General features: G+C 66.1%; 24 protein-coding genes and 1 other RNA gene. 15 read left to right on the forward strand and 10 right to left on the reverse strand.

Annotation, left to right across the window (positions count from 1 at the left end; genetic code table 11):
• Positions 1-2: 2 nt before the first annotated feature.
• The 10 genes from ACSQ9A_RS19100 to ompA all read right to left on the reverse strand — a co-directional run bounded on the left by ACSQ9A_RS19100 (position 3) and on the right by ompA (position 9,639).
• Positions 3-974: a sterol desaturase family protein gene (locus tag ACSQ9A_RS19100; RefSeq protein ID WP_436304754.1), complete on the reverse strand. Its 972-nt coding sequence runs from the start codon at positions 972-974 to the stop codon at positions 3-5.
• A gap of 16 nt (positions 975-990) precedes the next feature.
• Positions 991-1,788 carry a polysaccharide deacetylase family protein gene (locus tag ACSQ9A_RS19105; RefSeq protein ID WP_436304755.1) on the reverse strand — a complete coding sequence of 266 codons (798 nt, stop codon included), beginning with the start codon at positions 1,786-1,788 and terminating at the stop codon, positions 991-993.
• Positions 1,775-2,761 carry a YncE family protein gene (locus tag ACSQ9A_RS19110; RefSeq protein WP_436304756.1) on the reverse strand — a complete coding sequence of 329 codons (987 nt, stop codon included), beginning with the start codon at positions 2,759-2,761 and terminating at the stop codon, positions 1,775-1,777. The genes ACSQ9A_RS19105 and ACSQ9A_RS19110 overlap by 14 nt, the downstream gene beginning before the upstream one ends.
• Positions 2,762-2,791: 30 nt before the next feature.
• Positions 2,792-3,550 (reverse strand): pseudouridine synthase, encoded by a 759-nt coding sequence (locus ACSQ9A_RS19115; RefSeq protein WP_093103277.1) that lies wholly within the window; start codon positions 3,548-3,550, stop codon positions 2,792-2,794.
• Positions 3,550-5,286, reverse strand: a complete 1,737-nt coding sequence (ggt, locus tag ACSQ9A_RS19120) for a gamma-glutamyltransferase (RefSeq protein ID WP_436304757.1) — start codon at positions 5,284-5,286, stop codon at positions 3,550-3,552. The genes ACSQ9A_RS19115 and ggt overlap by 1 nt, the downstream gene beginning before the upstream one ends.
• Positions 5,287-5,311: 25 nt before the next feature.
• Positions 5,312-6,904, reverse strand: a complete 1,593-nt coding sequence (locus ACSQ9A_RS19125; RefSeq protein ID WP_093103115.1) for a class I SAM-dependent methyltransferase — start codon at positions 6,902-6,904, stop codon at positions 5,312-5,314.
• Positions 6,905-7,077: 173 nt separating this feature from the next.
• Positions 7,078-7,465, reverse strand: a transfer-messenger RNA (tmRNA) gene (ssrA, locus tag ACSQ9A_RS19130).
• A gap of 12 nt (positions 7,466-7,477) precedes the next feature.
• Positions 7,478-8,146, reverse strand: coding sequence for an HAD family hydrolase (locus ACSQ9A_RS19135; protein ID WP_093103275.1), 669 nt, complete (start codon positions 8,144-8,146; stop codon positions 7,478-7,480).
• Positions 8,146-8,868 (reverse strand): bifunctional 2-polyprenyl-6-hydroxyphenol methylase/3-demethylubiquinol 3-O-methyltransferase UbiG, encoded by a 723-nt coding sequence (gene ubiG, locus ACSQ9A_RS19140; RefSeq protein ID WP_436291013.1) that lies wholly within the window; start codon positions 8,866-8,868, stop codon positions 8,146-8,148. Before ubiG ends, ACSQ9A_RS19135 begins: the two co-directional genes overlap by 1 nt.
• A 114-nt stretch (positions 8,869-8,982) precedes the next feature.
• On the reverse strand, positions 8,983-9,639 hold the full coding sequence (ompA, locus tag ACSQ9A_RS19145; protein ID WP_093103112.1) for an outer membrane protein OmpA: 657 nt from the start codon (positions 9,637-9,639) through the stop codon (positions 8,983-8,985).
• A 223-nt stretch (positions 9,640-9,862) separates the two neighbouring features.
• Between ompA and gyrA the strand changes: the two genes are divergently transcribed.
• The 15 genes from gyrA to crcB all read left to right on the forward strand — a co-directional run bounded on the left by gyrA (position 9,863) and on the right by crcB (position 25,829).
• Positions 9,863-12,511: a DNA gyrase subunit A gene (gene gyrA / locus ACSQ9A_RS19150; protein ID WP_436304759.1), complete on the forward strand. Its 2,649-nt coding sequence runs from the start codon at positions 9,863-9,865 to the stop codon at positions 12,509-12,511.
• Complete coding sequence (locus ACSQ9A_RS19155) at positions 12,508-13,089, forward strand: DUF2059 domain-containing protein (RefSeq protein WP_436304760.1); 582 nt, start codon at positions 12,508-12,510, stop codon at positions 13,087-13,089. The genes gyrA and ACSQ9A_RS19155 overlap by 4 nt, the downstream gene beginning before the upstream one ends.
• Positions 13,086-14,201, forward strand: coding sequence for a 3-phosphoserine/phosphohydroxythreonine transaminase (gene serC / locus ACSQ9A_RS19160; RefSeq protein ID WP_436291011.1), 1,116 nt, complete (start codon positions 13,086-13,088; stop codon positions 14,199-14,201). Before ACSQ9A_RS19155 ends, serC begins: the two co-directional genes overlap by 4 nt.
• Positions 14,202-14,220: 19 nt before the next feature.
• The gene (gene pheA, locus ACSQ9A_RS19165; RefSeq protein ID WP_436304761.1) at positions 14,221-15,339 is read left to right on the forward strand and encodes a prephenate dehydratase; all 1,119 of its coding nucleotides are present in this window, start codon (positions 14,221-14,223) and stop codon (positions 15,337-15,339) included.
• Between the two features lie 8 nt (positions 15,340-15,347).
• Positions 15,348-16,226 (forward strand): prephenate dehydrogenase, encoded by an 879-nt coding sequence (locus ACSQ9A_RS19170; RefSeq protein WP_436304762.1) that lies wholly within the window; start codon positions 15,348-15,350, stop codon positions 16,224-16,226.
• A 2-nt stretch (positions 16,227-16,228) separates the two neighbouring features.
• Complete coding sequence (locus ACSQ9A_RS19175; RefSeq protein WP_436304763.1) at positions 16,229-18,226, forward strand: bifunctional 3-phosphoshikimate 1-carboxyvinyltransferase/cytidylate kinase; 1,998 nt, start codon at positions 16,229-16,231, stop codon at positions 18,224-18,226.
• Between the two features lie 170 nt (positions 18,227-18,396).
• Positions 18,397-20,082 carry a 30S ribosomal protein S1 gene (gene rpsA / locus ACSQ9A_RS19180; protein ID WP_436304764.1) on the forward strand — a complete coding sequence of 562 codons (1,686 nt, stop codon included), beginning with the start codon at positions 18,397-18,399 and terminating at the stop codon, positions 20,080-20,082.
• Positions 20,083-20,130: 48 nt separating this feature from the next.
• The gene (locus ACSQ9A_RS19185) at positions 20,131-20,445 is read left to right on the forward strand and encodes an integration host factor subunit beta (protein ID WP_093103101.1); all 315 of its coding nucleotides are present in this window, start codon (positions 20,131-20,133) and stop codon (positions 20,443-20,445) included.
• A 32-nt stretch (positions 20,446-20,477) separates the two neighbouring features.
• Positions 20,478-20,789: a LapA family protein gene (locus ACSQ9A_RS19190; protein WP_093103099.1), complete on the forward strand. Its 312-nt coding sequence runs from the start codon at positions 20,478-20,480 to the stop codon at positions 20,787-20,789.
• Positions 20,779-21,963, forward strand: coding sequence for a lipopolysaccharide assembly protein LapB (gene lapB / locus ACSQ9A_RS19195; RefSeq protein WP_436304765.1), 1,185 nt, complete (start codon positions 20,779-20,781; stop codon positions 21,961-21,963). Before ACSQ9A_RS19190 ends, lapB begins: the two co-directional genes overlap by 11 nt.
• Before the next feature lie 163 nt (positions 21,964-22,126).
• Entirely contained in the window at positions 22,127-22,453 is a 327-nt protein-coding gene (locus ACSQ9A_RS19200; protein WP_436304766.1) for a ComEA family DNA-binding protein, read from the forward strand.
• A gap of 173 nt (positions 22,454-22,626) precedes the next feature.
• Entirely contained in the window at positions 22,627-23,595 is a 969-nt protein-coding gene (locus tag ACSQ9A_RS19205; protein ID WP_093103096.1) for a TRAP transporter substrate-binding protein, read from the forward strand.
• 3 nt (positions 23,596-23,598) lie between these two features.
• Positions 23,599-24,132, forward strand: a complete 534-nt coding sequence (locus ACSQ9A_RS19210) for a TRAP transporter small permease (protein WP_093103095.1) — start codon at positions 23,599-23,601, stop codon at positions 24,130-24,132.
• Entirely contained in the window at positions 24,133-25,446 is a 1,314-nt protein-coding gene (locus ACSQ9A_RS19215; RefSeq protein ID WP_093103093.1) for a TRAP transporter large permease, read from the forward strand.
• Between the two features lie 5 nt (positions 25,447-25,451).
• Entirely contained in the window at positions 25,452-25,829 is a 378-nt protein-coding gene (crcB, locus tag ACSQ9A_RS19220; protein ID WP_436291006.1) for a fluoride efflux transporter CrcB, read from the forward strand.
• Positions 25,830-25,845: the final 16 nt, after the last annotated feature.

Consider the following 25,845-nt stretch of genomic DNA (forward strand, 5'->3'; position numbering starts at 1 on the left):
GATCAGCCGCGGTCGACAAGACGCCTGAGCCCCAGCCACTGCTGCGCCCAGAAACCGCGCCCGTAGTCGCGTACGCGGCCCCCGGCGTCGGGCTCGACCTGGTCGCGGATGCCGGTCGGGTCGTAGCGCTCCTCGAAATTGACGGTGCGAAACAGCATGTCCCACCACGGCAGCAGCACGCCGAAGTTGTGGCCGCCGAGCGTACGAGGCCCCTGCGACTCGTGCCCGATCCCGATGCTGTGGTGCACGCGGTGGAAGCGCGGGCTGATCCAGAGCCGTTCGCCGATCGCGCCGAAGCCGAGCCGCAGATTGGCATGCTGCAGGCTCTCGCTGAGCTGGGTGAAGGCCACGATCGCGATGAACTGCCCCGGCGCCACGCCGATCAGCTGGGCGACGACGACGATGATCGTGTCGTGGATCACGTCGTCGAGCAGGTGGTTGCGGTTGTCGCTCCACATCGTCATCTGGCGCTGCGAATGGTGCAGCGAATGCAGCGCCCACCACCACTGGAAGCCGTGCTGGCCGCGATGGATGAAGTACTCGACCAGGTCGAGCACCACCAGGTAGATCGCAAACGCGACCCAGGGAATGTCGGTCACGCCGGGCCAGAGCTGGTCGAGGTGGAAGGAGCCCCAGCCGGCCGCGCGCACGGTGCCGAGGATCTCGTCGAACAGCGGGTCCAGCGCGAAAAACATGGCCAGCCGGAACAGCCCCAGCCGGTGGATCAGCGTGTAGAGGATGTCGGTGCGGATGGCGGGCCGATCGAGCACCGGCTCCGCCGGCCGCCAGCGCTGCAGCGGACCGAACACGGCCACCAGCACCCCTATCTGGATCAGGCCGACCAGCAGCCATCCGGTGGCGTCGAAGGCGTCCTCGACCCAGCCGCCGAGGCCGATGGCGTAGACCAGCGGCTGCACGGCCGCCTCGAAAAGCCATTGCTGCAGGTTGGAGAAGGGGTCGGTCAGCCAGTCCATCGGAACACCGCGCGATTCAGGGATGAGACGCGATCCATTCACGATACGCGGGATGCTGGCGCAGCGTCTCGAAGCAGAAGCCCTTGGCCTTGAGGCCGACGATCAAGGGCTCCAGCACGGCCGGCGCCCACGGGTCCTTGCGCGACCAGATGCCCAGGTGCGCAATCAGGATGTCGCCGGGCTGGATGTGATCGAGGGCCTGTTGCAGCAGCTTCTCGTTGCTGAACTTCTCGCTCGGCAGCTCGTCGCCCAGCAAGCCGGCCGGCGCCCAGCCCACGTGCGCATAGCCGCAGGCCTTGGCGGCCGCCAGCAGCCTGGGCGAAGTCTTGCCCCCCGGCGCGCGAAACAGCGGCAGCGGCTTCTTGCCCGTGACGTACTGCAGGCGCTCGGAAGCCTTGGTGATATTGGCGCAGTACTGTTCCGCGTCCCAGGTGAACTGCCGGCCGGCAAAGGCGCCGGCCGAGGGTGCGATGCGGAAGCGCGGCGCGAGTCCCTTCACGTCGCCGCGCCAGTAGGCATGGTCGTAGGTGTGGGACGCGAACTCGTGGCCTTCGGCCGCCCTCGCCTTCCACCACGGCGCCCACTGGTTGTCGAGGCTGTCGCCGCCGCTCAGCGTGCGCTCGGCCGCGCCGAAGAAGGTGACACGCACCTCCTGGCGCTTGAGCACCTCGGCCACCAGCGGCGCCACGCCCATGTGGCCGGTGTCGAAGCTCAGGTAGACCGGCTTGGCGCAGCTGGCCTGTGCGACGGCGCTGATTGGCGCCGCACCCGCAGCGAGCAAGAGCAGCGCGAGCGCGTATCTAGCGTTTTGCATGATCGAGGGTCCAGACGCCGTGGGGCGAGCGGCCGACTGGCACCTGCCGCACCACCTTGTGGGCAGCCAGATCGACCACGCTGAGCTTCCTGGCCCAGCGCGAGGTCACGTAGAGCGTCTTGCCGTCGGCCGAGACGTCCATGCAGTCGGGTCCGCCGCCCACCGGGTAGGTGTCGCTGACCTGCAGCGTCTGCAGGTCGATGCGGCTGATGGTGTTGGCCACGCGGTTGCTGACGAAGACGCTGCGGCCGTCGCCGGCCGAGCGGAAGGCGTGGGCGCCCTTGCCGGTGGGAATCTTGCCGACCAGCTTCGGCTCCCGGCCGGCCACGTCGAAGACCTGCACGCCGTCGCTGCCCGTGAGGCCGACCAGCAGCGTCTTGCCGTCGTGGATGCCGAAGATGTCGGCCGGCATCGGGCCGGTAGGCGTGCGCCAGCGGATGGTCTGCGTGGCGAGATCGACCGCGACCAGTTCGTCGCTGTCCTGCATCGTGACGTAGGCCGTGGTGCTCTTGCCGTCGATCCAGATGTGGCTCGGCGTCTTGCCCGAGGGGATGCGCTTGACCAGCTTGGGCTCCTTGCCGTCCCAGCGGTAGACGTCGATGTGGTTGAGCCGGTTGCCGGCGGTGACGAACCACTTCATGTCGGGCGAGAAGCGCAGGTGATAAGGGTCGATGATGCCGTAGACCACGCGCTGAACCTCGGCCGTGCGCGGGTTCAGGAAGGTGAGCGAGTCGCCGGCCGAATTGGCGACGATCAGCGAGTTCTCGTCGGGCGACAGGTAGAGATGGTGCGGCTCCTTGCCGGTCGGGATGCGCAGCTTCTCGGTCCAGCTGACCGGATCGACCACGCTCACCGTGGCATCGAGCGAATTGAGCACGAAGACCGGCGGTGGTTCGGCAGCAAGCGACGGCAGCGCCGCACAGGCAAACAAAAAGGCCGCGAGGCGGCCTATCGGGGGGAAAGAGAAGCGCAAGGGGGAAGTTCCAGAAGCAGGCTTGCGATTTTAACGATCGACCCTGTTCGCTGGCTGACTTGGGCGCGCCGTTCGCAAGGCCTCGACCTGCGCCGACTCCAGCCAGCGCCACTGGCCCGGCGCCAGGTCTTCAGGCAGCGCGAGCGGTCCGATGCGCGAGCGGTGCAGGGTCTCGACCCGGTTGCCCACGGCGGCCAGCATGCGCTTGACCTGGTGGTACTTGCCTTCGGTCAGCGTGAGTCGGAGCTGCAGCGGCCCGACCGGCTCGCAGGCCGCCGCGCGCACCGGCTTCGGATCGTCGTCGAGCACCACGCCGGCGAGCAGCCGGGCCACCTGCGTGTCGTCGATCGCATGCTTGGTGCCGACCTCATAGACCTTCGGCACATGATGCTTGGGCGAGCCCATGCGGTGGATGAACTGGCCGTCGTCGGTCAGGAGCAGCAAGCCGGTGGTGTCCTGGTCTAGCCGGCCGATGGCCTGCACGCCCTGCACTGCGCCTTTGTTGGGACGCAGGCGCAGCGGCGACGGCAGCAGCGTGTAGATGCTGGGATAGGTCGACGGCTTCTGCGAGCACTCGGTACCGGCCGGCTTGTGCAGCATCAGGTAGGCCTTCTCGTGATATGCCCACTCGGTGCCCTGCACAGTGAGGAGCAGGCCCTCCGCCTCGAATTCCGTCGCCGGATCTGCGACGACGGTGCCCGCCACCCTTACCAGCCCTTGCTGGACCAGCCCGGCGCAGACGCGCCGGGTGCCGAAGCCCTGGGTATAAAGAATCTCGTCGATCCGCATCAATACCCGAGGGCCAGGCCGGTGTTGCGCCGCGGATCGTTGGCGCCGTAGAAGCGGTTCTTGCCGACCGGCTTGCCGCCCAGCGCAGGCGCACCGATGGTGATTGCCGCCACGTGATTGGCCGGCTGCGGCACTCCGAGGTTGTGGCCCATGTCGGTCAGGATCTTGCGCGTGTCGGGGCTGAGCGCGAAGGTCTCGACGTTGGTCACGTCGGGCAGCCATTGCTGGTGGAAGCGCGGCGCGTCGACGGCCTCCTGCACGTTCATTTCGTAGTCGACGACGTTGAGGATCGTGTGGAGCACCGCGGTGATGATGCGGCTGCCGCCCGGCGTTCCGACGATGAAGACCGGCTTGCCGTCCTTGATCAGGATGGTAGGACTCATCGAGCTGAGCGGACGCTTGCCCGGGGCGATGGCGTTGGTTTCGCCCTGCACAAGACCGTAGAGGTTGGGCACGCCAATCTTCACGGTGAAGTCGTCCATCTCGTCGTTGAGCAACACGCCGGTGCCGGCGGCCGTGACCTTGGCGCCGAACCAGTCGTTGAGCGTGTAGGTCACCGAGACCGCATTGCCCCACTGGTCGATGATCGAATAGTGAGTGGTGTTGCTGCCTTCATGGGGTGCGACGCCGGGCTTGATGTCCTTCGAGACGCCGGCTTTCTTCGGGTCGATCACGGCACGGATCTTTTCGGCATAGCCCTTGTCGAGCAGCCGGTCGAGCGGGTTCTTCACGAAGTCGGGGTCGCCGAGGTAGCTGTTGCGGTCGACATAGGCATGGCGCATGGCCTCGATCTGGTAGTGCACGGCCTGCGCCGAGCGGAAGCCGAGGTCCTTGAGCGGATAGCCCTCGAGGATGTTCAGCATCTCGCAGATCACCACCCCACCCGAGCTCGGTGGCGGCGCCGAGACCACGTGATAGCCGCGGTAGTCGCATTCGACCGGCGCCAGTTCGCGGGTCGTGTACTGGTTCAGGTCGGCCTGCGTGATGATGCCCTTGCCGGCCTGGCTGGAGGCCACGAGCGCGGCGCCTACGGGGCCCTTGTAGAAGCCGTCGACGCCGTTGCGGCTGATGGCCTTGAGCGTTTTCGCGAGGTCTTTCTGCACCAGCTTCTGGCCGACCGCGAAAGGCTCGCCCTTGTTCAGGAAGATCGCGCCGGAGGCCGGATCTTTCTTGAAGTCGGCGGTCGCGGTGGCGAGCAAGTCGATGTCGCCCTGCTCCAGCACGAAGCCACGCTCGGCCAGCGCGATCGAAGGCGCGATCAGCGCATCGCGCTTCATGGTGCCGTACTTCTCGCGCGCCAGCTCGAGGCCGGAGACGGTGCCGGGCACGCCGACGGCGAGGTGGCCGTTCGTGCTCAGGCCCTTGACGACGTTGCCATCCTTGTCGAGGTACATGTTGGCAGTGGCGGCCAGCGGCGCCTTCTCGCGGAAGTCGAGGAAGGACTTGCGGCCGTCGGCCAGTTGCACCGTCATGAAACCACCCCCGCCCAGGTTCCCGGCCGCCGGGTAGACCACCGCCAGCGCATAGCCGACCGCCACCGCGGAATCGATCGCATTGCCGCCGCGCTTGAGCACGTCGACGCCGATCTTGGTCGCCAGATGCTGGGCGCTCACGACCATGCCGTTCTCGGCCGCCACGGGCGCCTGCGAGGCCGCGTGAAGCTGTGCCGCGCCTGCCAGCGCGAGCGCCGCCGCGACGGCGCCTCGCAAGGCCGAAGTCCACTGAAGTTGTTTCACGGTTTTATCTCCTTTGAAGAATGGATCAGCCCGCAAGCAGCCCCTTGCGGCGCAAGTCCCGAAGGGCAAGCGCCACCTGTTGCTGCGTGAACTCGCGCAGCGCACCTGCTTCGGTGAGCGGCTTTTCGTCCTTGATGAAGCGCAGGCGCTCAGCGCGGGCTTCAACCGCCAGGTGCAATGCCAGGGACTCGTGCGAATGCTCGCCGTCGAGCAGCGGCAGCAGGCAGCGCTCGAGCAAAGAAAGGCCCACCGGCTCATGCCACAGGTTGCAGGCAATGGCCGAGGGTCCGGCATTCAGCGCGAGACCGGGAGTCCTGCGCACCGCGGCCAGCGCACGCGGGAACTCCGACACTTGCGCGCCCGCCTGCGGCGCGGCGCGCCGGATGCGGACGGCGCCGAGGATCAGCAGCTCTTCGAGCATCGCCATGACGAGCGGCTCGACCGCGGCGCGCGGTTCGCCGGTCCGCGCCGAGACCTCGGCAATCAGCGCGTCGGCCGAGGCGGTGGCCGGGTAGCGCTCGTCGAGCACCTGCGCCACCGCTTTTTGAAGCGGCAGCCGCAGCGTGATCTTGAGGTTGCGCATCGCATTGCAGGGCTGCTCCTGCGCATCGAGCGTCAGCACGCCACCGCCTTCGGCTGCGAACACGCCGGCGAATTCGAGCGCGCGGATGCGCTCCGGGACCAGGCGATAGCGGATCTCGGCGGCACGTTCCTGCTTCACGAGCAGCGTCTGACGGAAGGTGCGGTTGACCAGGAAGTCCAGGTACTGCTCCATCATGATCTGGCTGCCTCCGCATTCGCGCAGCAAGGGATCGCGCACTTTTTCGCCGTAGTTCTGGACGAACATGGTCGACGGCTCGGCGTCCGCCAGGTAGCTGAGCCCGTGCGTGCTCGCACGCGCGGCGAACTCCTTGAAGTAGCAGGGCGAGTTGCAGGGCTCGAGGAACTCGTGCAGCAGGTAGGAGCTGTTCGCGGCACGCACGATCGGCATGGTCTCTTCGAGCGTCTTCTTGAGCACGCTGTCCGGCCGCGCCGACTGTTCGAGAAACTCGAGCATGCCGCGCGCGTAGGAGAGTTTCTCGTCCGGCTCGTCGCGCGGGGCGCCACGCAGGATCATGGCGTCGCGCACGATCTCGCGCGCCTTCCAGCCCGGGTACACGTTGTAGCTCACGTAGGCCACGCCGTTGGGCGCGAGGTTCTCTGAGCACACGCGCAGGATCGCGTCCTGCACCGGCGCCGGCACCCAGCTGTAGACGCCGTGGCAGATGATGTAGTCGAACTGACCGAAGGAGGCGTCGATGCTGGCGATGTCGAGAGCGCGCAGTTCGACGTTCTTCAGGCCCGAGTGCTCGATGGCTGCCGCGCCCTGCCGGATCTGCACCGGCGAAAGGTCCACGCCGAGCGCTCTCGCCTCCGGGTGGCGTGCCGCGAAAGGGATCAGGTTGCCGCCGGCCGCACTGCCGAGTTCGAGCACGCGTGCCTGCGCCGGCGCAGGCGCCTCCAGCCCGAACAGGAAGGCCAGCGCCTCCAGGTGCTCCACCGCAGACTGAGGAAACGGATGCGAGTCGTACGGCACGGTGTCGTAGTAACTCGTGAGCGCGGTCGTCATTGAATCCATGGGTGTCCTCTGGGCGAGCGACGCCGACTATAGCTCGCGCGCGAAGCAGCGCGGACCTCGTGAGCCCGAAGAATCCAATGGACCTTGACTGATGCGCGAAGCCGGAGCCGGCATGCGCCGAAGCGGTGTCTTGCGGCCGCATGGGCCGCTCGAGGTGTCACTCGCTGGATGTATGGTGGAGCTGGGGGGATTTGAACCCCCGTCCGCAAGCCTTCGTCGCGCAGATCTACATGTTTAGCGATCTGATTTAGGTCTCGCCACCGGTGTCGCGCAGTCGCACGCTACACCGGCCGCCAGCACCCTATGTTCTCGCTCCGACCCAAGGTACCCGGATCGGAGCCAGCCAATGTAGATTATCTTTGCAGCCGGGAGGCGTCAGATTGCTCTAGCGCCCCCTTGCCCAGCCCATCGGCCTGCTGTTGCAAAGCTCACCGGCAATTAAGCGGCGAGTGCGAAACGTTCGTCGTTTGCAGTTAGTTTGTTTGAATCTGTTTTACGAGCGCATTCAGCTCGACATGCCCCGCTGCGATTCCGAACCCACGTCGAAACCAGTGCAGCCCCAAGCGCTGCATTCTAGGCCGGTTTGAGTAGTTGCAAGAGCTCCATGGGCGATGCGATGGCGGCATCGGCCTGCCACAGCGTCACATCCGCCTCCGCGCCCATGTAGCCGTAGGCGGCGGCCACCGTTCCCATACCCGCGGCCCGGCCGGCCATGATGTCCCGGTGGTCGTCGCCCACATAGATGCAACGAGCGGGCGGCACCCCCAGTTGTCGCGCCGCCTCGAACAAAGGTTCGGGATGCGGCTTGGCATATGGCGTCGTGTCGCCGCTGACGATCGCGCGCGCCGTGCCGAACAGCGGTATCGCGCGTGTCAGCGGACCAGTGAAGCGCACCGACTTGTTGGTCACCACGCCCCACTGCAGCCCGCGCGCGCAAAGCGCTTCGATCAGTTCGGCCACGCCTTCGAAGACCTGCGTGTTGCGCAGCATTCGATTCTCGTAGTTGACGAAGAACTCCTCGCGCAGCGGCGCGAACTCCGGCGCATCGGGTGTGATGCCGAAAGCCACGCCCAGCATCCCGCGCGCGCCGGCGCCGGCCATGGGGCGATAGCGCTCCAGGGGCAGCGAGGCCAGGCCCCGATCCGTTCGCATCTGGTCGGCCGCGGCGCCCAGGTCCGGAGCGCTGTCGATCAGCGTGCCGTCCAGATCGAACAGGACGGCCTGTGTCGCATCGGCCGCCATCATGGCTGGGGCGCCGATGGTTTGCGGGTTGCAAACATGTAGTTGACGCTGGTGTCGTCGCTGAGCCAGTAGCGCCGCGTCACCGGGTTGTGCTGCAGGCCGCGCGTATGGCGCAAATCGAGGTTTGCAGCGCGGCAATGCGCAGCCAGCTCGCTCGGCCGGATCAGCTTCTGGTACTCGTGCGTGCCCCGGGGCAGCATGCCCAGCACGTACTCGGCGCCGACGATCGCGAACAGGAAGGACTTCAGGTTCCGATGAATGGTCGAGAAGAACACCCAGCCGCCGGGCTTGACAAGCTGCGCACAGGCCTTCACGACGGAGGCCGGCTGAGGCACGTGCTCGAGCATTTCCATGCAGGTCACGACGTCGAAGCTCTCAGGCTGTTCGGCGGCCAGCGCTTCGACACTGATTTCGCGGTACTTCACGCCACGCGTCGCTGCCTCGAGCGCATGCAGTTGGGCGACCTTGAGAGCCTTGTCGGCCAGATCGATGCCCAGGACGTCGGCGCCTCGCCGCGCCATGGCGTCGGCCAGAATCCCGCCGCCGCAGCCCACATCGAGCACCCTGCATCCTGCAATCGGTGCAATGCTTTCGATCCACTCCAGGCGCAGCGGATTAATTTCGTGCAGCGGTCGGAATTCGCTTTCCAGATCCCACCAGCGGTGAGCGAGTTCGGAAAATTTGGCAAGTTCTGCCGGATCGGCATTCACGGTATCGGTCATATGCAGATTATGAAACGACGCGAATTGCTGGGAATCCCGCAACGCGAAATCGCAATGCGATCGCCCATAAAAAAACCCCGCCGAGGCGGGGTTCTTTTTGAAGATTCTTGCGAATCAACGGTTGGCGCGGGTACCGACCACTTCGATTTCCACGCGGCGGTTCTTGGCGCGACCTTCCTTGGTCTTGTTGTCGGCGACGGGTTGCTTCTCGCCCTTGCCTTCGGTGTAAACGCGGTTGCGTTCGATGCCCTTCGAGACCAGGTAGGCCTTGACGGCTTCAGCGCGGCGAACCGACAGGCGCTGGTTGTAGGCATCGGTGCCGATCGAGTCGGTGTGGCCGACGGCGATGATCACTTCGAGGTTCACGTCACGGATCTTCGAGACCAGGTCGTCCAGCTTGGCGCGGCCTTCAGGCTTGAGGACCGACTTGTCGAAATCGAAGAACGCGTCGGCAGCGAAGGTGACCTTCGAAGCGGCGACAGCCGGAGCTGCAGGTGGGACAGGTGCCGGAGCAGCCGGGGCCACAGCGGCGGGAGGTGCAGCGGGAACGAGCGCACCGTCGCAACCAGCGGCAGCCGTGGCGGGCGTCCAGTTGGCATCGCGCCAGCACAGTTCATTGGTGCCGTTTTTCCAGACCAGTTCGCTGGTGCCGTTTTGCCAGTTGTCGATCACGGGGCCACCGTTCGCGGCGGTGACGCGGGTCTGCGCGCCGGCGGCAGTGGCGAGCGCAGCGACTGCAAACATCATCGCCACTTTATTCAGTTTCTTCATGGTTCTCCTCTTGGGGAAAAAGCCGCAGCCGCGCTGCGAATCAAGGACGCTTTAAGTGACCACCACCCAAAACGTTGAGGCGATTGTGCCATAGGGTCTTTGGCAAACCGCCCGCGAGGCGCCCCTGAAACGTAGGACGGAGGCGGAATACCGGCCTTGTGTTGCGGCGGTGCGACACCCTCCGCGGCGTAAAATTCGGCCCCTTGCCGTCAGCCTGCTGCCCATGACCTCGTTCGCCAAAGAAACTCTACCCATCAGCCTCGAAGAGGAAATGCGCCGCAGCTATCTCGATTACGCGATGAGCGTGATCGTGGGGCGTGCGCTCCCCGATGCGAGGGACGGCCTCAAGCCGGTGCACCGGCGCGTGCTGTATGCGATGCACGAGCTCAACAATGACTGGAACCGGGCGTACAAGAAGTCGGCCCGTATCGTCGGCGATGTGATCGGTAAGTACCACCCGCACGGCGACCAGTCGGTCTATGACACCATCGTGCGGCTGGCGCAGGACTTTTCCATGCGCCACATGCTGGTCGATGGCCAGGGCAATTTCGGATCGGTCGATGGTGACAACGCGGCCGCGATGCGCTACACGGAAATTCGGCTCGCGAAGATTGCGCATGAAATGCTGGCCGATATTGACAAGGAAACCGTCGATTTCGGTCCGAATTACGACGGCAGCGAGAAAGAACCGCTGGTATTGCCGAGCAAGCTGCCCAATTTGCTGGTCAATGGCTCGGGCGGCATTGCGGTCGGCATGGCGACCAACATCCCGCCGCACAACCTGAACGAAGTCGTCGACGGCTGCCTGCACCTGCTGCGCCACCCGGACGCCAACATCGACGACCTGATGGAGATCATTCCGGCGCCCGACTTTCCGACGGCCGGGATCATCTATGGCATCAACGGCATCAAGGACGGCTATCGCACCGGCCGCGGCAAGGTGGTGATGCGGGCGAAGTGCCACTTCGAGGACATCGACCGCGGCCAACGGCAGGCGATCATCGTCGACGAGCTGCCCTATCAGGTCAACAAGAAGACGCTGCAGGAGCGCATGGCCGAGCTGGTGCACGAGAAGAAGATCGAAGGCATCAGCCACATCCAGGATGAGTCCGACAAGTCGGGCATGCGGCTGGTGATCGAGCTCAAGCGCGGCGAAGTGCCCGAAGTGGTGCTCAACAACCTCTACAAGCAGACCCAACTGCAGGACACCTTCGGCATCAACATGGTGGCGCTGGTGGACGGCCAGCCGAAGCTGTGCAACCTCAAAGACCTGATCCAGGTCTTCCTGCAGCACCGCCGCGAAGTCGTGACGCGCCGCACGGTGTTCACACTGCGCAAGGCGCGCGAACGCGGCCACGTGCTCGAGGGCCTGGCGGTCGCGCTCGCCAACATCGACGAATTCATCGCCATCATTCGCAACGCGCCGACGCCGCCGGTGGCCAAGGCCGAGCTGATGAACCGCCGCTGGGACAGCAAGCTGGTGCGCGAGATGCTCACCCGCACGCGGGCCGACGGCGGCGTCATCAACGCCGACGACTACCGCCCCGACGGACTCGAGATCGAATACGGCATGAGCGCCGACGGGCTCTACAAGCTGTCGGACACGCAGGCCCAGGAAATCCTGCAGATGCGCCTGCAGCGCCTGACCGGCCTGGAGCAGGACAAGATCGTGGCCGAGTACAAGGAAGTCATGGCGGAGATCGACGATCTGCTGGACATCCTGGCCAAGCCCGAGCGCGTCTCGGTGATCATCGGCGACGAGCTCACGACGATCAAACAGGAGTTCGGTCAGACCAAGCTCGGCGTGCGCCGCAGCCAGGTCGAGCACAGCGCCTTCGATCTTTCGACGGAAGACCTGATCACGCCCACCGACATGGTCGTGACCCTCTCGCACAGCGGCTACATCAAGAGCCAGCCGCTGGGCGAATACCGGGCCCAGAAACGCGGCGGGCGCGGCAAACAAGCCACGGCGACCAAGGAAGACGACTGGATCGACCAGCTCTTCATCGCCAACACGCACGACTACATCCTGTGCTTCTCCAACCGCGGCCGGCTGTACTGGCTCAAGGTGTGGGAGGTGCCCGCCGGATCGCGCGGCTCGCGCGGACGCCCGATCGTCAACATGTTCCCGCTGCAGGAAGGCGAGAAGATCAACGTCGTGCTGCCCCTGACCGGCGAGAAGCGCACCTTCCCGGCCAATCAATACGTGTTCATGGCGACCTCGATGGGCACGGTCAAGAAGACTGCGCTCGACGAATTCAGCAACCCGCGCAAGGCCGGCATCATCGCAGTGGATCTCGACCCGGGCGACTACCTGATCGGCGCCGCGCTGACCGACGGCGCGCACGACGTGATGCTGTTTTCCGACGGCGGCAAGGCCGTGCGTTTCGACGAGAACGATGTGCGTCCGATGGGCCGCAACGCACGCGGCGTGCGCGGCATGACGCTCGAGGACGGCCAGGGCGTGATCGCCATGCTGGTCGCGGAGGACGAGGAGCAGAGCGTCCTGACCGCGACGGAAAATGGTTACGGAAAACGCACAAGCATTACCGAGTACACGCGTCATGGCCGGGGAACCAAGGGCATGATCGCGATTCAGCAAAGTGAGCGCAACGGCAAAGTCGTGGCCGCGACTCTCGTGCATGCCGACGACGAGATCATGCTCATCACCGACAAGGGCGTGCTCGTACGCACCCGTGTCTCCGAAATCCGCGAACTCGGACGCGCGACGCAAGGCGTCACGCTGATCGGGCTCGACGAAGGCGCCAAGCTCAGCGGGCTGCAGCGCATCGTCGAGAACGACGCGAACGTGGAGAACGAGCCCGACGCCGACGACACTTCCTCATCATCTTCAACGGAGAACCCTCAGTGAAAAAACTCAAACTCGCGCTCTTGACGGTCGCGCTCGCCGGCAGCTCGATGGCCATGGCACAGGACAAGGCGGCGATGGTCAAGCAATTCATCGATCTGCAGCGCCCCGGCATCGAAGCGCTGGCGCGCGGCCTGGTCGAGCAGTCCAGCGCCCCCATCGCTCAAGCGGGTTCGCAGTATCTGCAGACGCAGGTGCCGGCCGACAAGCGCGAAGCCGCCGCAAAGGCCGCCGACGCCGAGCTCAAGAAGTACTTCGACGAGGCTTACCCCATCGTGCGCGACAAGGCGGTGGCGCTCGCGCCGGACGCCCTGGGCCCGATCCTGCGCGACAACTTCAGCGACGAAGAACTGCGCCAGCTGCTGGCCTGGATCAGCTCGCCCTTGAGCAAGAAGTACCAGGAACTCAATCCGAAGATGCAGACCGCACTCACGGAAAAGCTCGTGGCCGAGACCCGCACGAGCATCGAACCGAAGATGCGCACGCTCGACACCAACGTTGCCAAGGCATTGGGCGCCCCGACCGGCAACGGCGCGGCAGCACCGGCCAAGCCGGCGCCCAAGGCGCCCGCCAAGAAGTGACGCAGGGTCCGCGCCCGTACAACTTCTCCGCCGGTCCGGCCGCGATGCCGGAGGCAGTGCTGCAACGCGCCGCCTCCGACATGCTGGACTGGCAAGGCAGCGGCATGAGCGTGATGGAGATGAGCCATCGCGGCAAGGAGTTCGGCGCGATCTGCTCGCAGGCCGAGGCCGACATCCGGACGCTGCTCGCGGTACCTGCGCACTTCCACATCCTTTTCATGCAGGGCGGCGGCCTCGGCGAGAACGCGATCGTGCCGATGAACCTGTCGCGCGGCGCCGGCGCCGACTTCGTGATCACCGGCAGCTGGAGCGCCAAATCGCAGAAGGAAGCGCAGCGCTACTGCAAGGCGAACGTCGCCGCGTCCAATGCCGACAGCCAGCACACGCGGCTGCCCGACCCTGCGAGCTGGCAGCTCGCGCGCGACGCGTCGTACGTGCACATCTGTTCCAACGAGACGATCCACGGCATCGAATTCCAGGAGTTGCCCGATCTCGCCGCACTGGGCAGCGACGCCCCGCTCGTCATCGATTTCTCTTCCCATGTCGCGTCGCGGCCGGTCGACTGGCGCCGCGTGGGCCTCGCCTTCGGCGGCGCGCAGAAGAACCTCGGCCCGGCCGGCCTCACGATCGTGATCGTGCGCGACGACCTGCTGGGACGCGCGCTCGACATCTGCCCCACGGCCTTCAACTACAAGACGGTGGCAGAGAACAAGTCGATGTACAACACGCCGCCGACCTGGGGCATCTACGTCGCCGGCCTGACCTTCCAATGGCTGCTGCAGCAGACGGAGGGCGAGCTTCGCGGCGTCGAGGCGATGGAGCAGCGCAACATCGCGAAGGCGCAGCTTCTCTACGGCTTCATCGACGCTTCCAGCTTCTACGAGAACAAGGTCGCCGCCAACTGCCGCTCGCGCATGAATGTGCCCTTCTTCCTCAAGGACGAAAGCCGCAACGAGGCCTTCCTCGCCGGCGCGCGCGAAGCGGGTCTGCTGCAGCTGAAGGGGCACAAGTCGGTCGGCGGCATGCGGGCCAGTATTTACAACGCGATGCCGCTGGCCGGCGTGCAGGCACTCGTGAGCTACATGCGAGAATTCGAGCGGTCGCATGCCTAGATGCATGCGAGCCTGACCGATGACCGCACCCACCCCACAGCCTCCTGCCTCCGACAATTCCGCCAGCCTCGCCGATCTGCGCGTGCAGATCGATTCGCTCGACCAGCAACTGCTCGACCTGCTGAACCGCCGCGCGCACGTCGCCGAGCTGGTCGGCGAGGTCAAGAAGCGCGAGGGCACGCCCTACTTCCGGCCCGATCGCGTGGCGCAGGTGATCGAGAAGATGCAGCAGAGCAACGGCGGGCCGCTCAAGGCGCTGCACGTGGCGGCCATCTGGCGCGAGATCATGTCGGCCTGTCTGGCCCTCGAATCGCCGCAGCGCGTCGCCGTGCTCGGCCCCGAAGGCACCTTCTGCGAACAGGCCGCGATCGAATACTTCGGCGGCGCCGCCGACCTGATCTATTGCGCATCCTTCGACGAGGTCTTCCACGCCACGGCCGCCGGCAGCGCGCAGTACGGCGTGGTCGGCGTCGAGAACTCCACCGAAGGCGTGGTCACGCGCTCGCTCGACCTGTTCCTGCACTCGCCCACCCACGTGGTCGGCGAGGTCAGCCTGTTGGTGCGCCATCACCTGCTGCGCACGCGCAACGAGCTCGAAGGCATCGAAGCGGTGCTGGCGCATCCGCAGGCGCTCGCGCAGTGCCAGACCTGGCTCTCCAAGCATCTGCCCAACGCCGAGCGGCGCGCCGTTTCCAGCAACGCCGAGGGTGCGCGGCTCGCGGCCGGCAATCCGGCCTGGGCCGGCCTCGCGAGCGAACGGGCCGCTACCCGCTTCGGGCTGCACATCGTTGCCCACGCGATCCAGGACGACTCGTACAACCGCACGCGCTTCGCCGTCATCTGCCTGCCCCAGACCCTGGCCATGCCGCCGGCCTCGGGCAAGGACTGCACCAGCCTGGTGGTTTCCGTGCCCAACCGGCCCGGCGCAGTGCACGACCTGCTGGTGCCGCTCAAGACCAACAACGTCTCGATGACGCGCTTCGAGTCGCGGCCGGCGCGCACCGGCCAGTGGGAGTACTACTTCTACATCGACCTCGACGGCCATCCGTTACAGCCCAATGTCGCCGCCGCCCTCGCCGAACTGCGCAAGCTTTGCGCGTTCTACAAAGTCATCGGCGCCTACCCCGTCACCGCTTGAGGCCGCCCATGTTTGAACAGCTCGGCTTGATCGGCTGCGGCCTGATGGGCGGCTCCTTCGCGCTGGCGCTCAAGCGCGCGCGGCTGGTCAAGCGCGTGGTCGGCTACAGCAAGTCGCCATCGACCACGGAACGTGCGCGCCAGCTGGGCGTGATCGACGTGGCCGCGCCGTCCGCCCTGCTCGCGGTGTCGGGTGCCGACCTGGTGCTGATTGCCGTTCCGGTGGGCGCTTCGGAAGCCACCTTCAAGGCGATCCGCCACGGCATCACCGACCAGATGCTGGTGATGGACGTGGGCTCGACCAAGGGCGACGTGATCGAGGCCGCGCGGCGCGGCCTGCAGGACCAGCTCGGCGCCTTCGTCCCCGCGCACCCGATCGCCGGCAAGGAGCTCTCCGGCGTCGAGCATGCCGATGCCGGCCTGTATGCCGGGCGCCAGGTCGTACTCACGCCGATCAAGGCCACGCGGCGCTCCAACGTGCAGCGCGCGACGCAGGTCTGGACGGGGGTGGGCGCCAAGGTCGTGACGATGACGGCCGAGGCGCACGACAGCGCCTTCGCGGCCGTCAGCCACCTGCCGCACCTGCTCGCGTTCGCATTCGTCAAAGCCATCACCGCCCAGCCCGACGGCCATCGCTTTCTGGAGCTGGCGGGTCCCGGTTTTCGCGACTTCACGCGCATCGCGGCCGGCGATCCGGCCATGTGGCGCGACGTCCTGCTGGCCAATCGCGATCAGGTATTGCAGCATTCGCTGGCCTTTCGCGCGGCACTGTCGCAGTTCGAGGCCTTGATGAACGCGGGCGATGCGCAGGGCCTGGAAGACGCGATCGCGGCAGCCAGCCGCGTTCGCAGCAAATGGCATCCGGGCGCGGCCGCTTCGCCCGACTGACCATGTTCGAAACACCTTTCCTCGACATCCCGCCGCTCGTCGCCGCCGGCGGTACCGTCAGGCTTCCCGGCTCCAAGAGCATCTCCAACCGCGTGCTGCTGCTGGCGGCGCTCGCCGACGGCACGACCACGGTGCACGACCTGCTGGATTCGGACGACACCCGCGTGATGCTCGATGCGTTGGCCGCGCTCGGCTGCCGCATCGAGCGCACCGGCAATGCGCTGCGCATCGACGGCCTCGACGGCAAGCCGCAGACGCCGGGCGCTTCGCTGTTCCTCGGCAACGCCGGTACCGCGATGCGTCCGCTGACCGCAGCCCTCGCCCTGCTCGGCGGCGATTTCGAACTGCGCGGCGTGCCGCGCATGCACGAGCGGCCGATCGGCGATCTGGTCGACGCGCTGGTCCAGCTCGGCTGCCGCATCGACTACACCGGCAACCCCGGCTATCCCCCGCTGCACATTCATCCGGTGGCCCTCGATGCTCTGCAGCTCGAAACGCCGATCCGCGTGCGCGGCGACGTCTCCAGCCAGTTCCTCACCGCGCTGCTGCTCGCCTTGCCGCTGGCCGCAGCGCAGCGCGACATCGTGATCGAGGTGATCGGCGAGCTGATTTCCAAACCTTACATCGAGATCACGCTCAACCTGCTGGCGCGCTTCGGCATCGAGGTCCGGCGCGACGGCTGGCAGCGCTTCACGATTCCCGCGGGCAGCCGCTACCGTTCACCCGGCGACATCCACGTCGAGGCCGATGCGTCCTCGGCCAGCTATTTCATCGCGCTCGGTGCGATCGCGAGCGGCGCGGGCATCCGCATCGAAGGCGTCGGCGCCGGCTCGATCCAGGGCGACATCCGCTTCGTCGAAGCCGCCCGTCAGATGGGCGCGCGCGTCGACAGCGGCCCCAACTGGCTCGAAGTCTCGCGTGGCGCCTGGCCGCTCAAAGCCATCGACCTCGACGCCAACCATATTCCCGACGCGGCGATGACGCTCGCGGTGATGGCGCTCTATGCCGACGGCCCCTGCCTGCTCCGCAACATTGCGAGCTGGCGCGTCAAGGAAACCGACCGCATCGACGCCATGGCCAACGAGCTGCGCAAGCTGGGCGCCACGGTCGAGGACGGCCCCGACTTCATCCGCGTGCACCCGCTGGCCGCGGCCGGCTGGCGCGCGGCCAGCATCCGTACCTACGACGACCACCGCGTGGCGATGTGCTTCTCGCTCGCGGCCTTCAATCCGGCCCGCGTACCGCTGCGCATCCTCGAGCCGCAGTGCGTCGCCAAGACCTTCCCCGACTATTTCGAGACCCTGTTCTCGGTGGCCGAGGCCGTCGAAGTGCCGGTGATCTGCGTCGACGGCCCCACCGCCTCCGGCAAGGGAACGCTGGCCCTCGAGCTGGCGCACCGGCTCGGCTATCACTACCTGGATTCGGGTTCGCTCTACCGCGTGACCGGTCTCGCGATGCGCCGCGCGGGGCTCAGCGCAGATGCCGCGCATGAGGCACAGATTGCCACGCTCGCCCGCACCCTGCCCCTTCGCTTCAGCGAAGGCAAGATCGTGCTGGCCGGCGAAGACGTGAGCGATGCCATCCGCACCGAGGCCGCCGGCATGGACGCCTCCCGCGTGTCGGCGCTGCCGGCCGTGCGCGATGCGCTGATGACGCTGCAAAAGAGCTTCCGGCGCCTGCCCGGCCTGGTGGCCGACGGCCGCGACATGGGCACCGTCGTTTTCCCCGACGCCCCGCTCAAGGTCTACCTGACCGCGAACGCCGCCCAGCGCGCCGACCGGCGTCATAAGCAGTTGATTTCAAAGGGTATTTCGACTACAATCGACGGTCTTCGCGCCGACCTGGAAGCGCGTGACCTTCGGGATTCGTCCCGCAGCGTCGCGCCGCTGAAGCCGGCGCCTGATGCCCGCCTCCTGGACAACTCCCTTCTTTCGATCGAGCAATCGGTCGACCGGGTGCTGGACTGGTGGCAGGAAGTACAGCCTTTCAAGTCTTCTTGAAAAGGCGTTTCGGTCCAGCAGGTCCCCGCCGCGCGACAGCGCACCGGCCTGCTGGTTGTTCAACCTCAACCGGGGCCCCAAGCCCAACAACCGCCGTCTCCAGATCCGACGCAGTCGCCCGCGATATTGCATTTGCGACTGCAAACCCTGCGTGACGGAAGGAAAACTCAATGTCTGAATCTTTTGCCGACCTGTTCGAAGAATCCCTGAAGCGTTCCGAAATGCGCACCGGCGAGGTCATCACCGCCGAAGTCGTGCGTGTCGAACACAACCACGTCGTGGTCAACGCAGGCCTCAAGTCCGAAGCCTACGTGCCGATCGAGGAGTTCAAGAACGACAAGGGCGAACTCGAAGTCCAGGCCGGCGATTTCGTTTCCGTTGCCATCGGCAGCGTTGAAAACGGCTACGGCGACACCATCCTCTCGCGCGACACCGCCAAGCGTCTGGCTTCGTGGCTCGCTCTCGAGAAGGCACTCGAATCCGGCGATTTCGTCACCGGCACCACCAGCGGCAAGGTCAAGGGCGGTCTCACCGTCCTGGTCAACGGCATCCGCGCGTTCCTGCCGGGCTCGCTGATCGATACGCGTCCGATCAAGGACCTGACCCCCTACGAGAACAAGACCCTCGAATTCAAGGTCATCAAGCTCGACCGCAAGCGCAACAACGTGGTGCTCTCGCGCCGCGCCGTGGTCGAAGCCAGCATGGGCGAAGAGCGCGCCAAGCTGATGGAAACGCTGAAGGAAGGCGCAGTCGTGCGCGGCGTCGTCAAGAACATCACCGAATACGGTGCGTTCGTCGACCTCGGCGGCATCGACGGTCTGCTGCACATCACCGACATGGCATGGCGCCGCGTTCGCCACCCGAGCGAAGTGGTGCAGGCCGGCCAGGAAATCACCGCCAAGATCCTCAAGTTCGACACCGAGAAGAACCGCGTCTCGCTGGGCCTCAAGCAGATGGGCGACGACCCGTGGATGGGCGTCTCGCGCCGCTACCCGCAAGGCACGCGCCTGTTCGGCAAGGTCACCAACATCGCCGACTACGGCGCCTTCGTCGAGCTCGAGCCCGGCATCGAAGGCCTGGTGCACGTCTCCGAAATGGACTGGACCAACAAGAACATCGCCCCGAACAAGATCGTCTCGCTGGGCGACGAAGTCGAAGTCATGGTCCTCGAGATCGACGAAGACAAGCGCCGCATCAGCCTGGGCATGAAGCAGTGCAAGGCCAACCCGTGGCAGGAATTCGCGCAGAACACCAAGCGCGGCGACCGCGTCAAGGGCCCGATCAAGTCGATCACCGACTTCGGCGTGTTCGTCGGCCTGGCTGCCGGCATCGACGGCCTGGTGCACCTGTCCGACCTCTCGTGGAACGAGCCCGGCGAAACCGCCGTGCGCAACTACAAGAAGGGCCAGGAAGTCGAAGCGATCGTGCTGGCCGTGGACGTCGACCGCGAGCGCATCAGCCTCGGCATCAAGCAGCTCGACAGCGACCCGTTCACCACCTTCACCACGGTGAACGACAAGGGCCAGATCGTGACCGGCAAGGTCAAGACCGTGGACGCCCGCGGCGCCGAGATCGACCTCGGTGAGGACATCATCGGCTATCTGCGCGCCAGCGAAATCTCCCGCGACCGCGTGGAAGATGCACGCAACGTGCTCAAGGAAGGCGACGAAGTCACGGCCGTGGTGGTCAACGTGGATCGCAAGACCCGCAACATCCAGCTGTCGATCAAGCAGAAGGACATGGTCGACGAGCAAGGCGCGATGGCCAGCCTGAGCCAGCAGTCGGCACGCGAGAACGCGGGCACGACCAGCCTGGGTGCTCTGCTGCGCGCCAAGCTCGACAACAACGACAAGTAAACAGAGGAAAACACGGTGAGCGTTGCTCACCGTGTCCTTCTGTGGTTTATGACTCGTTCTGACCTTGTCGAAGAATTGGCGGCGCGCTTCGCTCAACTGACGCACCGCGACGCCGAATACGCCGTCAAGACCATTCTTGATGCGATGAGCGACGCGCTGGTGCGCGGGCACCGCATCGAGATCCGCGGCTTCGGCAGCTTCACGGTGAACCGGCGTCCGCCGCGCATCGGCCGCAATCCGCGGTCGGGCGAGAGCGTGCAGATTCCCGAAAAGCGGGTGCCGCACTTCAAGCCGGGCAAGGCGCTGCGCGAGGCGGTCGACGCCCGCACGGCCGAACTCGACGCGCAGAAACGCGAAGCCTGAAGCATAGAATTCCCCCGCCAACGGGGACGCGCATGAAATACCTCCTGTGGCTGCTCAAGGCAGCCATTTTTTTTACCCTCTTCGCCTTCGCGCTGAACAACCAGCACGACGCCACCGTCTACTTCTTCTTCGGCACCCACTGGCGCGCCCCGCTCGTGCTGGTGGTGCTTGCGGCCTTTGCCGGCGGACTCGTGGTCGGCGCGCTCGGCATGCTGCCGGGCTGGTGGAAGCACCGCAGCGCCGCGGCGCAGCTGCCCGCGGCGCCGGTCTCGCCCGTCACGGCAGCCCCTGCCCCGGCGGCCGCCGCCACCGACCTTCCCGCCGTACGCCAACATGGACTTTGATTTCAGCTGGCTGCTGCTCGGCCTGCCCCTCGCCTTCGTCCTCGGCTGGCTGGCCTCGCGTTTCGATCTCAGGCAGTTGCGCATCGAGAACCGGCAGGCGCCCAAGGCCTACTTTCGCGGCCTCAACTTCCTGCTCAACGAGCAGCAGGACCAGGCCATCGATGCCTTCATCGAAGCCGTTCAGAACGACCCCGACACCCAGGAACTGCACTTCGCGCTGGGCAACCTGTTTCGCCGCCGCGGCGAATACCAGCGTGCTGTGCGCGTGCACGAGCACCTGCTGGGCCGCGGCGACCTGAGCCGCGCCGACCGCGATCGCGCGCAGCATGCGCTGGCGCAGGACTTCCTGCGCGCCGGCCTGCTCGACCGCGCCGAAGCCGCGCTGCAGAAGCTCGAAGGCACGCGCTACGAGAACGAGGCCCGGCTCGCCCTGCTCGCCATCTACGAACGCTCGCGCGAATGGGCGCAAGCCGCCGCAGTGGCGCAGAAGCTCGACGAGACCGAGCAGGCCAGCTACGGCGTGCGCCGGGCCCATCACCTCTGCGAGCAGTCCGCCGAGCAGGCGGCGGCCGGCGACCTGAACGCCGCAGCGCAGTTGCTGGAGCAGGCGGTCGCGCTGGCGCCGCAGGCGCCGCGGCCGGCCATCGACACGGCCACGCTGCAACTGCGCAACGGCGACTCCGCCAAGGCCTTCGAAACGCTCGCCGCCCTCAGCGAGAACGCGCCGCTGGCGCTGCCTCTTTACGCGGCGATGCTGCAGCAGGCCTCGGTCGCTTCGCAGCGCGCGGGCGAGGCGCTGATCCTGCTCCAGCGCCGCTATGCAGAATCGCCCTCGATCGACGTGCTCGAGGCAATCATGGCCTTGGGCGGCGCGCCGGTGCTGCCGGAGGACACCACGTCCAGCGCGCCAGCGGCGCCGGAACCGCGCGACGGCTACATCGCGCACCTGGCCCACCAGCCCTCCCTCGTGGCGGCGTCCCGCTGGCTGTCGAGCGAGCACTTCACGCACGAGCAGTTCCATCCGCAGGTGCAACGCGCGCTCGACCAGGCCACGCGGCCGCTGCTGCGCTACCGCTGCGCAGCCTGCGGCTTCGAAGCCCATCAGCATTTCTGGCACTGCCCCGGCTGCCAGGCCTGGGACAGCTACCCGCCCCGGCGCGTCGAAGAGCTCTGAGCAAATCTGATCAATTCTGACTTCGTCGCAGAGGCGTCAACCGCAGCTCAGAACCTGCCGTTGAAACCCGCGCCGTGCGCATGCCGCGTGCGGCGGGATGCCCCGGCATCCCTTTCACAACAATGTCAGGGAATCTCAAGATGCTGAAGTAATGTTGGCCATCATGGCCATGCTCGTTGCGACCGCCTCCTGGGCAGCAGTCGATGTCAACAAGGCGACGGACGCAGAGCTCGATGCGCTCAGGGGCGTGGGCCCCGCGCTCTCCAAGCGCATCATCGAAGCACGCAAGCAAGGCGCGTTCAAGGACTGGCCGGACCTCATGAGCCGGGTCAAGGGCGTGAAGGAGAAGGCGGCCGCCACGCTGTCTGCCGAAGGGCTGACCGTCAATGGCCAGAGCTTCGCGGGCGCCGCGGCACCTGCGGCCAAGGTCGCGAAGTCCGAGCCCCCCAAGGCCGACGGCGCCTCCAAGAAGGCCGACGCCAAGCCCTGAACCATCTCCGCCGCGGTTCGCCGCGCTGATCCAAAGCCGCCTACGGGCGGCTTTTTCATTCGCGCCGAGGCGTCGGCCATGCGCCTACGGCAGGGGAAAGCCCCACGCGATGGCCCGATATTTGCACGTATGCTCCCCGTCGCCTTTTTACTTTCGTACGTTCTGGAGAGCCCATGAATCACAAGTTCGGCATTGCCCTCGCTGGCCTGACCCTCGGCGCAGCAGCGTTGGCGCAAACCAAGTGGGACCTGCCCACCGCCTACCCGGCCACCAACTACCACACCGAGAACATCACGCAGTTCGCGAAGGACGTCGACGCCGCCACCGGCGGCAAGCTCAAGATCACCGTGCATGCGAACGCATCGCTGTTCAAGGCGCCCGAAATCAAGCGCGCCGTGCAAAGCGGCCAGGCCCAGGCCGGCGAGATCCTGCTGGCCAATTTCGCCAACGAGAACCCGATCTACGCGCTCGACGGCGTGCCCTTCCTTGCGACCACCTATCCCGAAGCGAAGAAACTCTACGAGGCTTCCAAGCCCGCCATGGAGAAGCTGCTGGCCGCACAGGGCATCAAGGTGCTGTTCATGGTGCCATGGGCACCTCAGGGCATCTACGTGAAGAAGGAAATCGGCTCCGTCGCCGACCTGCGCGGCATCAAGTGGCGCGCCTACAGCCCCGCCACGGCCAAGATCGCCGAACTGATCGGCGCGCAGCCGGTGCAGATCCAGCAGGCTGAGCTGAGCGCGGCGATGGCCACGGGCGTGATCGAAAGCTACATGAGTTCCGGCTCGACCGGCTACGACACCAAGACCTACGAGCACATCAAGAACTTCTACGACACGCAGGCCTGGATCCCGAAGAACGCGATCCTGGTCAATGCCAAGGCCTTCGACGCGCTCGACCCCGCCACCAAGGCCGCAGTGACCAAGGTCGCGGCCGACGCCGAGGCACGCGGCTGGAAGGTCGCCCAGGAAAAGAACGACGAATACAAGCGCCTGCTGGCCGAGCGCGGCATGAAGATCCACAAGCCTTCGCCCAAGCTCGATGCCGACATGCGCCAGGTCGGCGGCATCATGCAGGCCGACTGGCTCAAGGCCACCGGCGCCGATGGCCAAGCGATCGTCGACGCCTACAAGAAGAAATAAGACATGCGCCGATTCCTCGATCGTCTGTACGGCGGCGCAGGTGCGCTCGGCGCGTTCTGCGTGTTCCTGATCTTCGTGCTGATGGTCGTGGCCGGCGTCGGCCGCCAGATGAACTGGCATGTGAGCGGGCTCAACGATGCGGTGTCCTGGCTCTGCGCCGCGGCCTCCTTCTTCGCGATGGCCCATGCCTTCCGCCACGGCGACTTCGTGCGCGTGACGCTGCTGCTCGATGCCGTGCCGCTCAAGATGCGGCGCGTGCTCGACGTCACGTGTTTGCTGATCGCCGCGGTCTCGGTGGCCTACCTCACCTACTGGGCCACCAGCTTCACCTGGGAGAGCTACGAATTCGCCGAGATGGCGACCGGCCTCCTGGTCATCCCGATCTGGATTCCGCAATCGACCTTCGTGATCGGCTGCTGGCTGCTGCTCGTCGCGATGATCGACGAACTGGTCGGCGTGGTGCGCGGCGAGAAGCCGAGCTACCAGCGCGCAGTCGAAGAACGGCACGCGGCCGGCGACTTCTCCTCGGATATCTAGATGCTCGATACCCTCCTCATGGGCGCGCTGCTGCTCGCCATCATGCTGCTGCTCCTGGCCGGCGGCGTCTGGATCGCGATGACGCTGGCCATCGTCGGCTGGGTCGGCCAGGCCTTCTTCACCAACACGCTGCCCGGCAAGAACCTGTTCTCGGCCTTCTGGGAAAGCAATGCCAGCTGGGAGCTCGCGGCGCTGCCGCTCTTCATCTGGATGGGCGAGATCCTGTTTCGCACCAAGCTCAGCGAAGAGATGTTCGAAGGCCTGCGCCCCTGGCTCAACCGCGTGCCGGGCCGCTTGATGCACACCACCATCCTCGGCTGCGGCGTGTTCGGCTCGGTCTCGGGTTCGTCGGCCGCGACCTGCGCGACCATCGCCAAGGTCGCGCTGCCCGAACTCAAGCGCCGCGGCTACAACGAGAAGCTGGCCATCGGCTCGCTCGCGACCGCCGGCACGCTCGGCATCCTGATCCCGCCCTCGATCACCATGGTGGTCTATGCGGTGGCGGCCGACGCCTCGATCATCCGCATCTTCCTGGCCGGCTTCCTGCCGGGCTTCCTGTTGATGCTGCTGTTCTCGGGCTACATCGGCTGGTGGAGCCTGCGCAACCCCGACAAGGTGCCGCCGGCCGATCCGCCGACCGGCTTCAGGGAAAAGATCCGCCTCTCGGGCAACCTGATTCCCTGCGGATTGCTGATCGTCTTCATCGTATGGGTGCTGGTCGCGGGCTGGGCCACGGCCACCGAGTGCGCGGCCTTCGGCGTGCTGGGTTCGCTGGCCATCGCGGCGTGGGGCAAGAGCCTTACCTGGCAGAACTTCAAGGACGGGATCATGGGCGCCACGCGCACCAGCTGCATGATCATGTTCATCCTGGCCGGCGCCGCCTTCCTCACCAAGACCATGGCCTTCACCGGCATCCCGATGCAGCTGGCCGAGTGGGTGGACGGCATGCACCTCTCGCCCTATGCGTTGATCGGCGCGCTGGTGGTGGTGTACCTGGTGCTGGGCACCGCGCTCGACGGCATCAGCATGATCGTGCTCACGGCCGCCGTGGTGCTGCCCATGGTGCAGAAGGCCGGCTTCGACCTCGTCTGGTTCGGCATCTTCGTGGTGCTCTTGGTCGAGATCGCCGAGGTCACGCCGCCGGTGGGCTTCAACCTGTTCGTGCTGCAGAACATGACCGGCAAGGACAGCAACGTGATCGCCAAGGCCGCGATCCCCTTCTTCTTCTGCCTGGTGCTGTGCATCGCGCTGATCACGCTGTTCCCGGGCATCGTGACCGTGTTGCCCAACGCGGTGATGGGCGTCGAGAAGTAGGCGCCGTGCTGCCGGTGTTCGCGATCTGCGTCGGCGCCTCGCTGGGCGCACTGGCACGCTGGGGGCTGGGGCTCTGGCTCAGCACCCCCGGCGCGTCGATTCCCTACGGCACGCTTGCCTCCAACCTCATCGGCGGCTATCTGGTCGGCGTTGCGGTCGCCATGTTCCAGGCCATACCGCAACTCGACCCGGTCTGGCGCCTGCTGCTGATCACCGGCTTTCTCGGCGGGCTCACCACCTTCTCCAGCTTCTCCGCCGAGGTGATCGCGATGCTGATGCAGGACCGGCTCGCGCTGGCCTTCGGCACGGCGGCGCTGCATGTCTGCGGCTCGCTGGTCCTCACCTGGATGGGCATTCGCACGGTGCAGCAGTTCGCCGGCTGATTCGAGGGCTTTCTCC

This window comes from Variovorax sp. LjRoot290, assembly GCF_964253985.1.
In the GTDB taxonomy this organism is placed as follows: Bacteria; Pseudomonadota; Gammaproteobacteria; order Burkholderiales; family Burkholderiaceae_C; genus Variovorax.

Excerpts from the sequence above, each read along its gene's own strand:
- ACSQ9A_RS19100 (WP_436304754.1), bottom strand. The coding sequence starts at position 974 with ATGGACTGGCTGACCGACCCCTTCTCCAACCTGCAGCAATGGCTTTTC.
- ACSQ9A_RS19105 (WP_436304755.1), bottom strand. The coding sequence starts at position 1,788 with ATGCAAAACGCTAGATACGCGCTCGCGCTGCTCTTGCTCGCTGCGGGT.
- ACSQ9A_RS19115 (WP_093103277.1), bottom strand. The coding sequence starts at position 3,550 with ATGCGGATCGACGAGATTCTTTATACCCAGGGCTTCGGCACCCGGCGC.
- ACSQ9A_RS19125 (WP_093103115.1), bottom strand. The coding sequence starts at position 6,904 with ATGGATTCAATGACGACCGCGCTCACGAGTTACTACGACACCGTGCCG.
- ACSQ9A_RS19135 (WP_093103275.1), bottom strand. The coding sequence starts at position 8,146 with ATGGCGGCCGATGCGACACAGGCCGTCCTGTTCGATCTGGACGGCACG.
- ubiG (WP_436291013.1), bottom strand. The coding sequence starts at position 8,868 with ATGACCGATACCGTGAATGCCGATCCGGCAGAACTTGCCAAATTTTCC.
- ompA (WP_093103112.1), bottom strand. The coding sequence starts at position 9,639 with ATGAAGAAACTGAATAAAGTGGCGATGATGTTTGCAGTCGCTGCGCTC.
- gyrA (WP_436304759.1), top strand. The coding sequence starts at position 9,863 with ATGACCTCGTTCGCCAAAGAAACTCTACCCATCAGCCTCGAAGAGGAA.
- pheA (WP_436304761.1), top strand. The coding sequence starts at position 14,221 with ATGACCGCACCCACCCCACAGCCTCCTGCCTCCGACAATTCCGCCAGC.
- ACSQ9A_RS19170 (WP_436304762.1), top strand. The coding sequence starts at position 15,348 with ATGTTTGAACAGCTCGGCTTGATCGGCTGCGGCCTGATGGGCGGCTCC.
- ACSQ9A_RS19175 (WP_436304763.1), top strand. The coding sequence starts at position 16,229 with ATGTTCGAAACACCTTTCCTCGACATCCCGCCGCTCGTCGCCGCCGGC.
- rpsA (WP_436304764.1), top strand. The coding sequence starts at position 18,397 with ATGTCTGAATCTTTTGCCGACCTGTTCGAAGAATCCCTGAAGCGTTCC.
- ACSQ9A_RS19185 (WP_093103101.1), top strand. The coding sequence starts at position 20,131 with ATGACTCGTTCTGACCTTGTCGAAGAATTGGCGGCGCGCTTCGCTCAA.
- ACSQ9A_RS19190 (WP_093103099.1), top strand. The coding sequence starts at position 20,478 with ATGAAATACCTCCTGTGGCTGCTCAAGGCAGCCATTTTTTTTACCCTC.
- lapB (WP_436304765.1), top strand. The coding sequence starts at position 20,779 with ATGGACTTTGATTTCAGCTGGCTGCTGCTCGGCCTGCCCCTCGCCTTC.
- ACSQ9A_RS19200 (WP_436304766.1), top strand. The coding sequence starts at position 22,127 with ATGGCCATGCTCGTTGCGACCGCCTCCTGGGCAGCAGTCGATGTCAAC.
- ACSQ9A_RS19205 (WP_093103096.1), top strand. The coding sequence starts at position 22,627 with ATGAATCACAAGTTCGGCATTGCCCTCGCTGGCCTGACCCTCGGCGCA.
- ACSQ9A_RS19210 (WP_093103095.1), top strand. The coding sequence starts at position 23,599 with ATGCGCCGATTCCTCGATCGTCTGTACGGCGGCGCAGGTGCGCTCGGC.
- ACSQ9A_RS19215 (WP_093103093.1), top strand. The coding sequence starts at position 24,133 with ATGCTCGATACCCTCCTCATGGGCGCGCTGCTGCTCGCCATCATGCTG.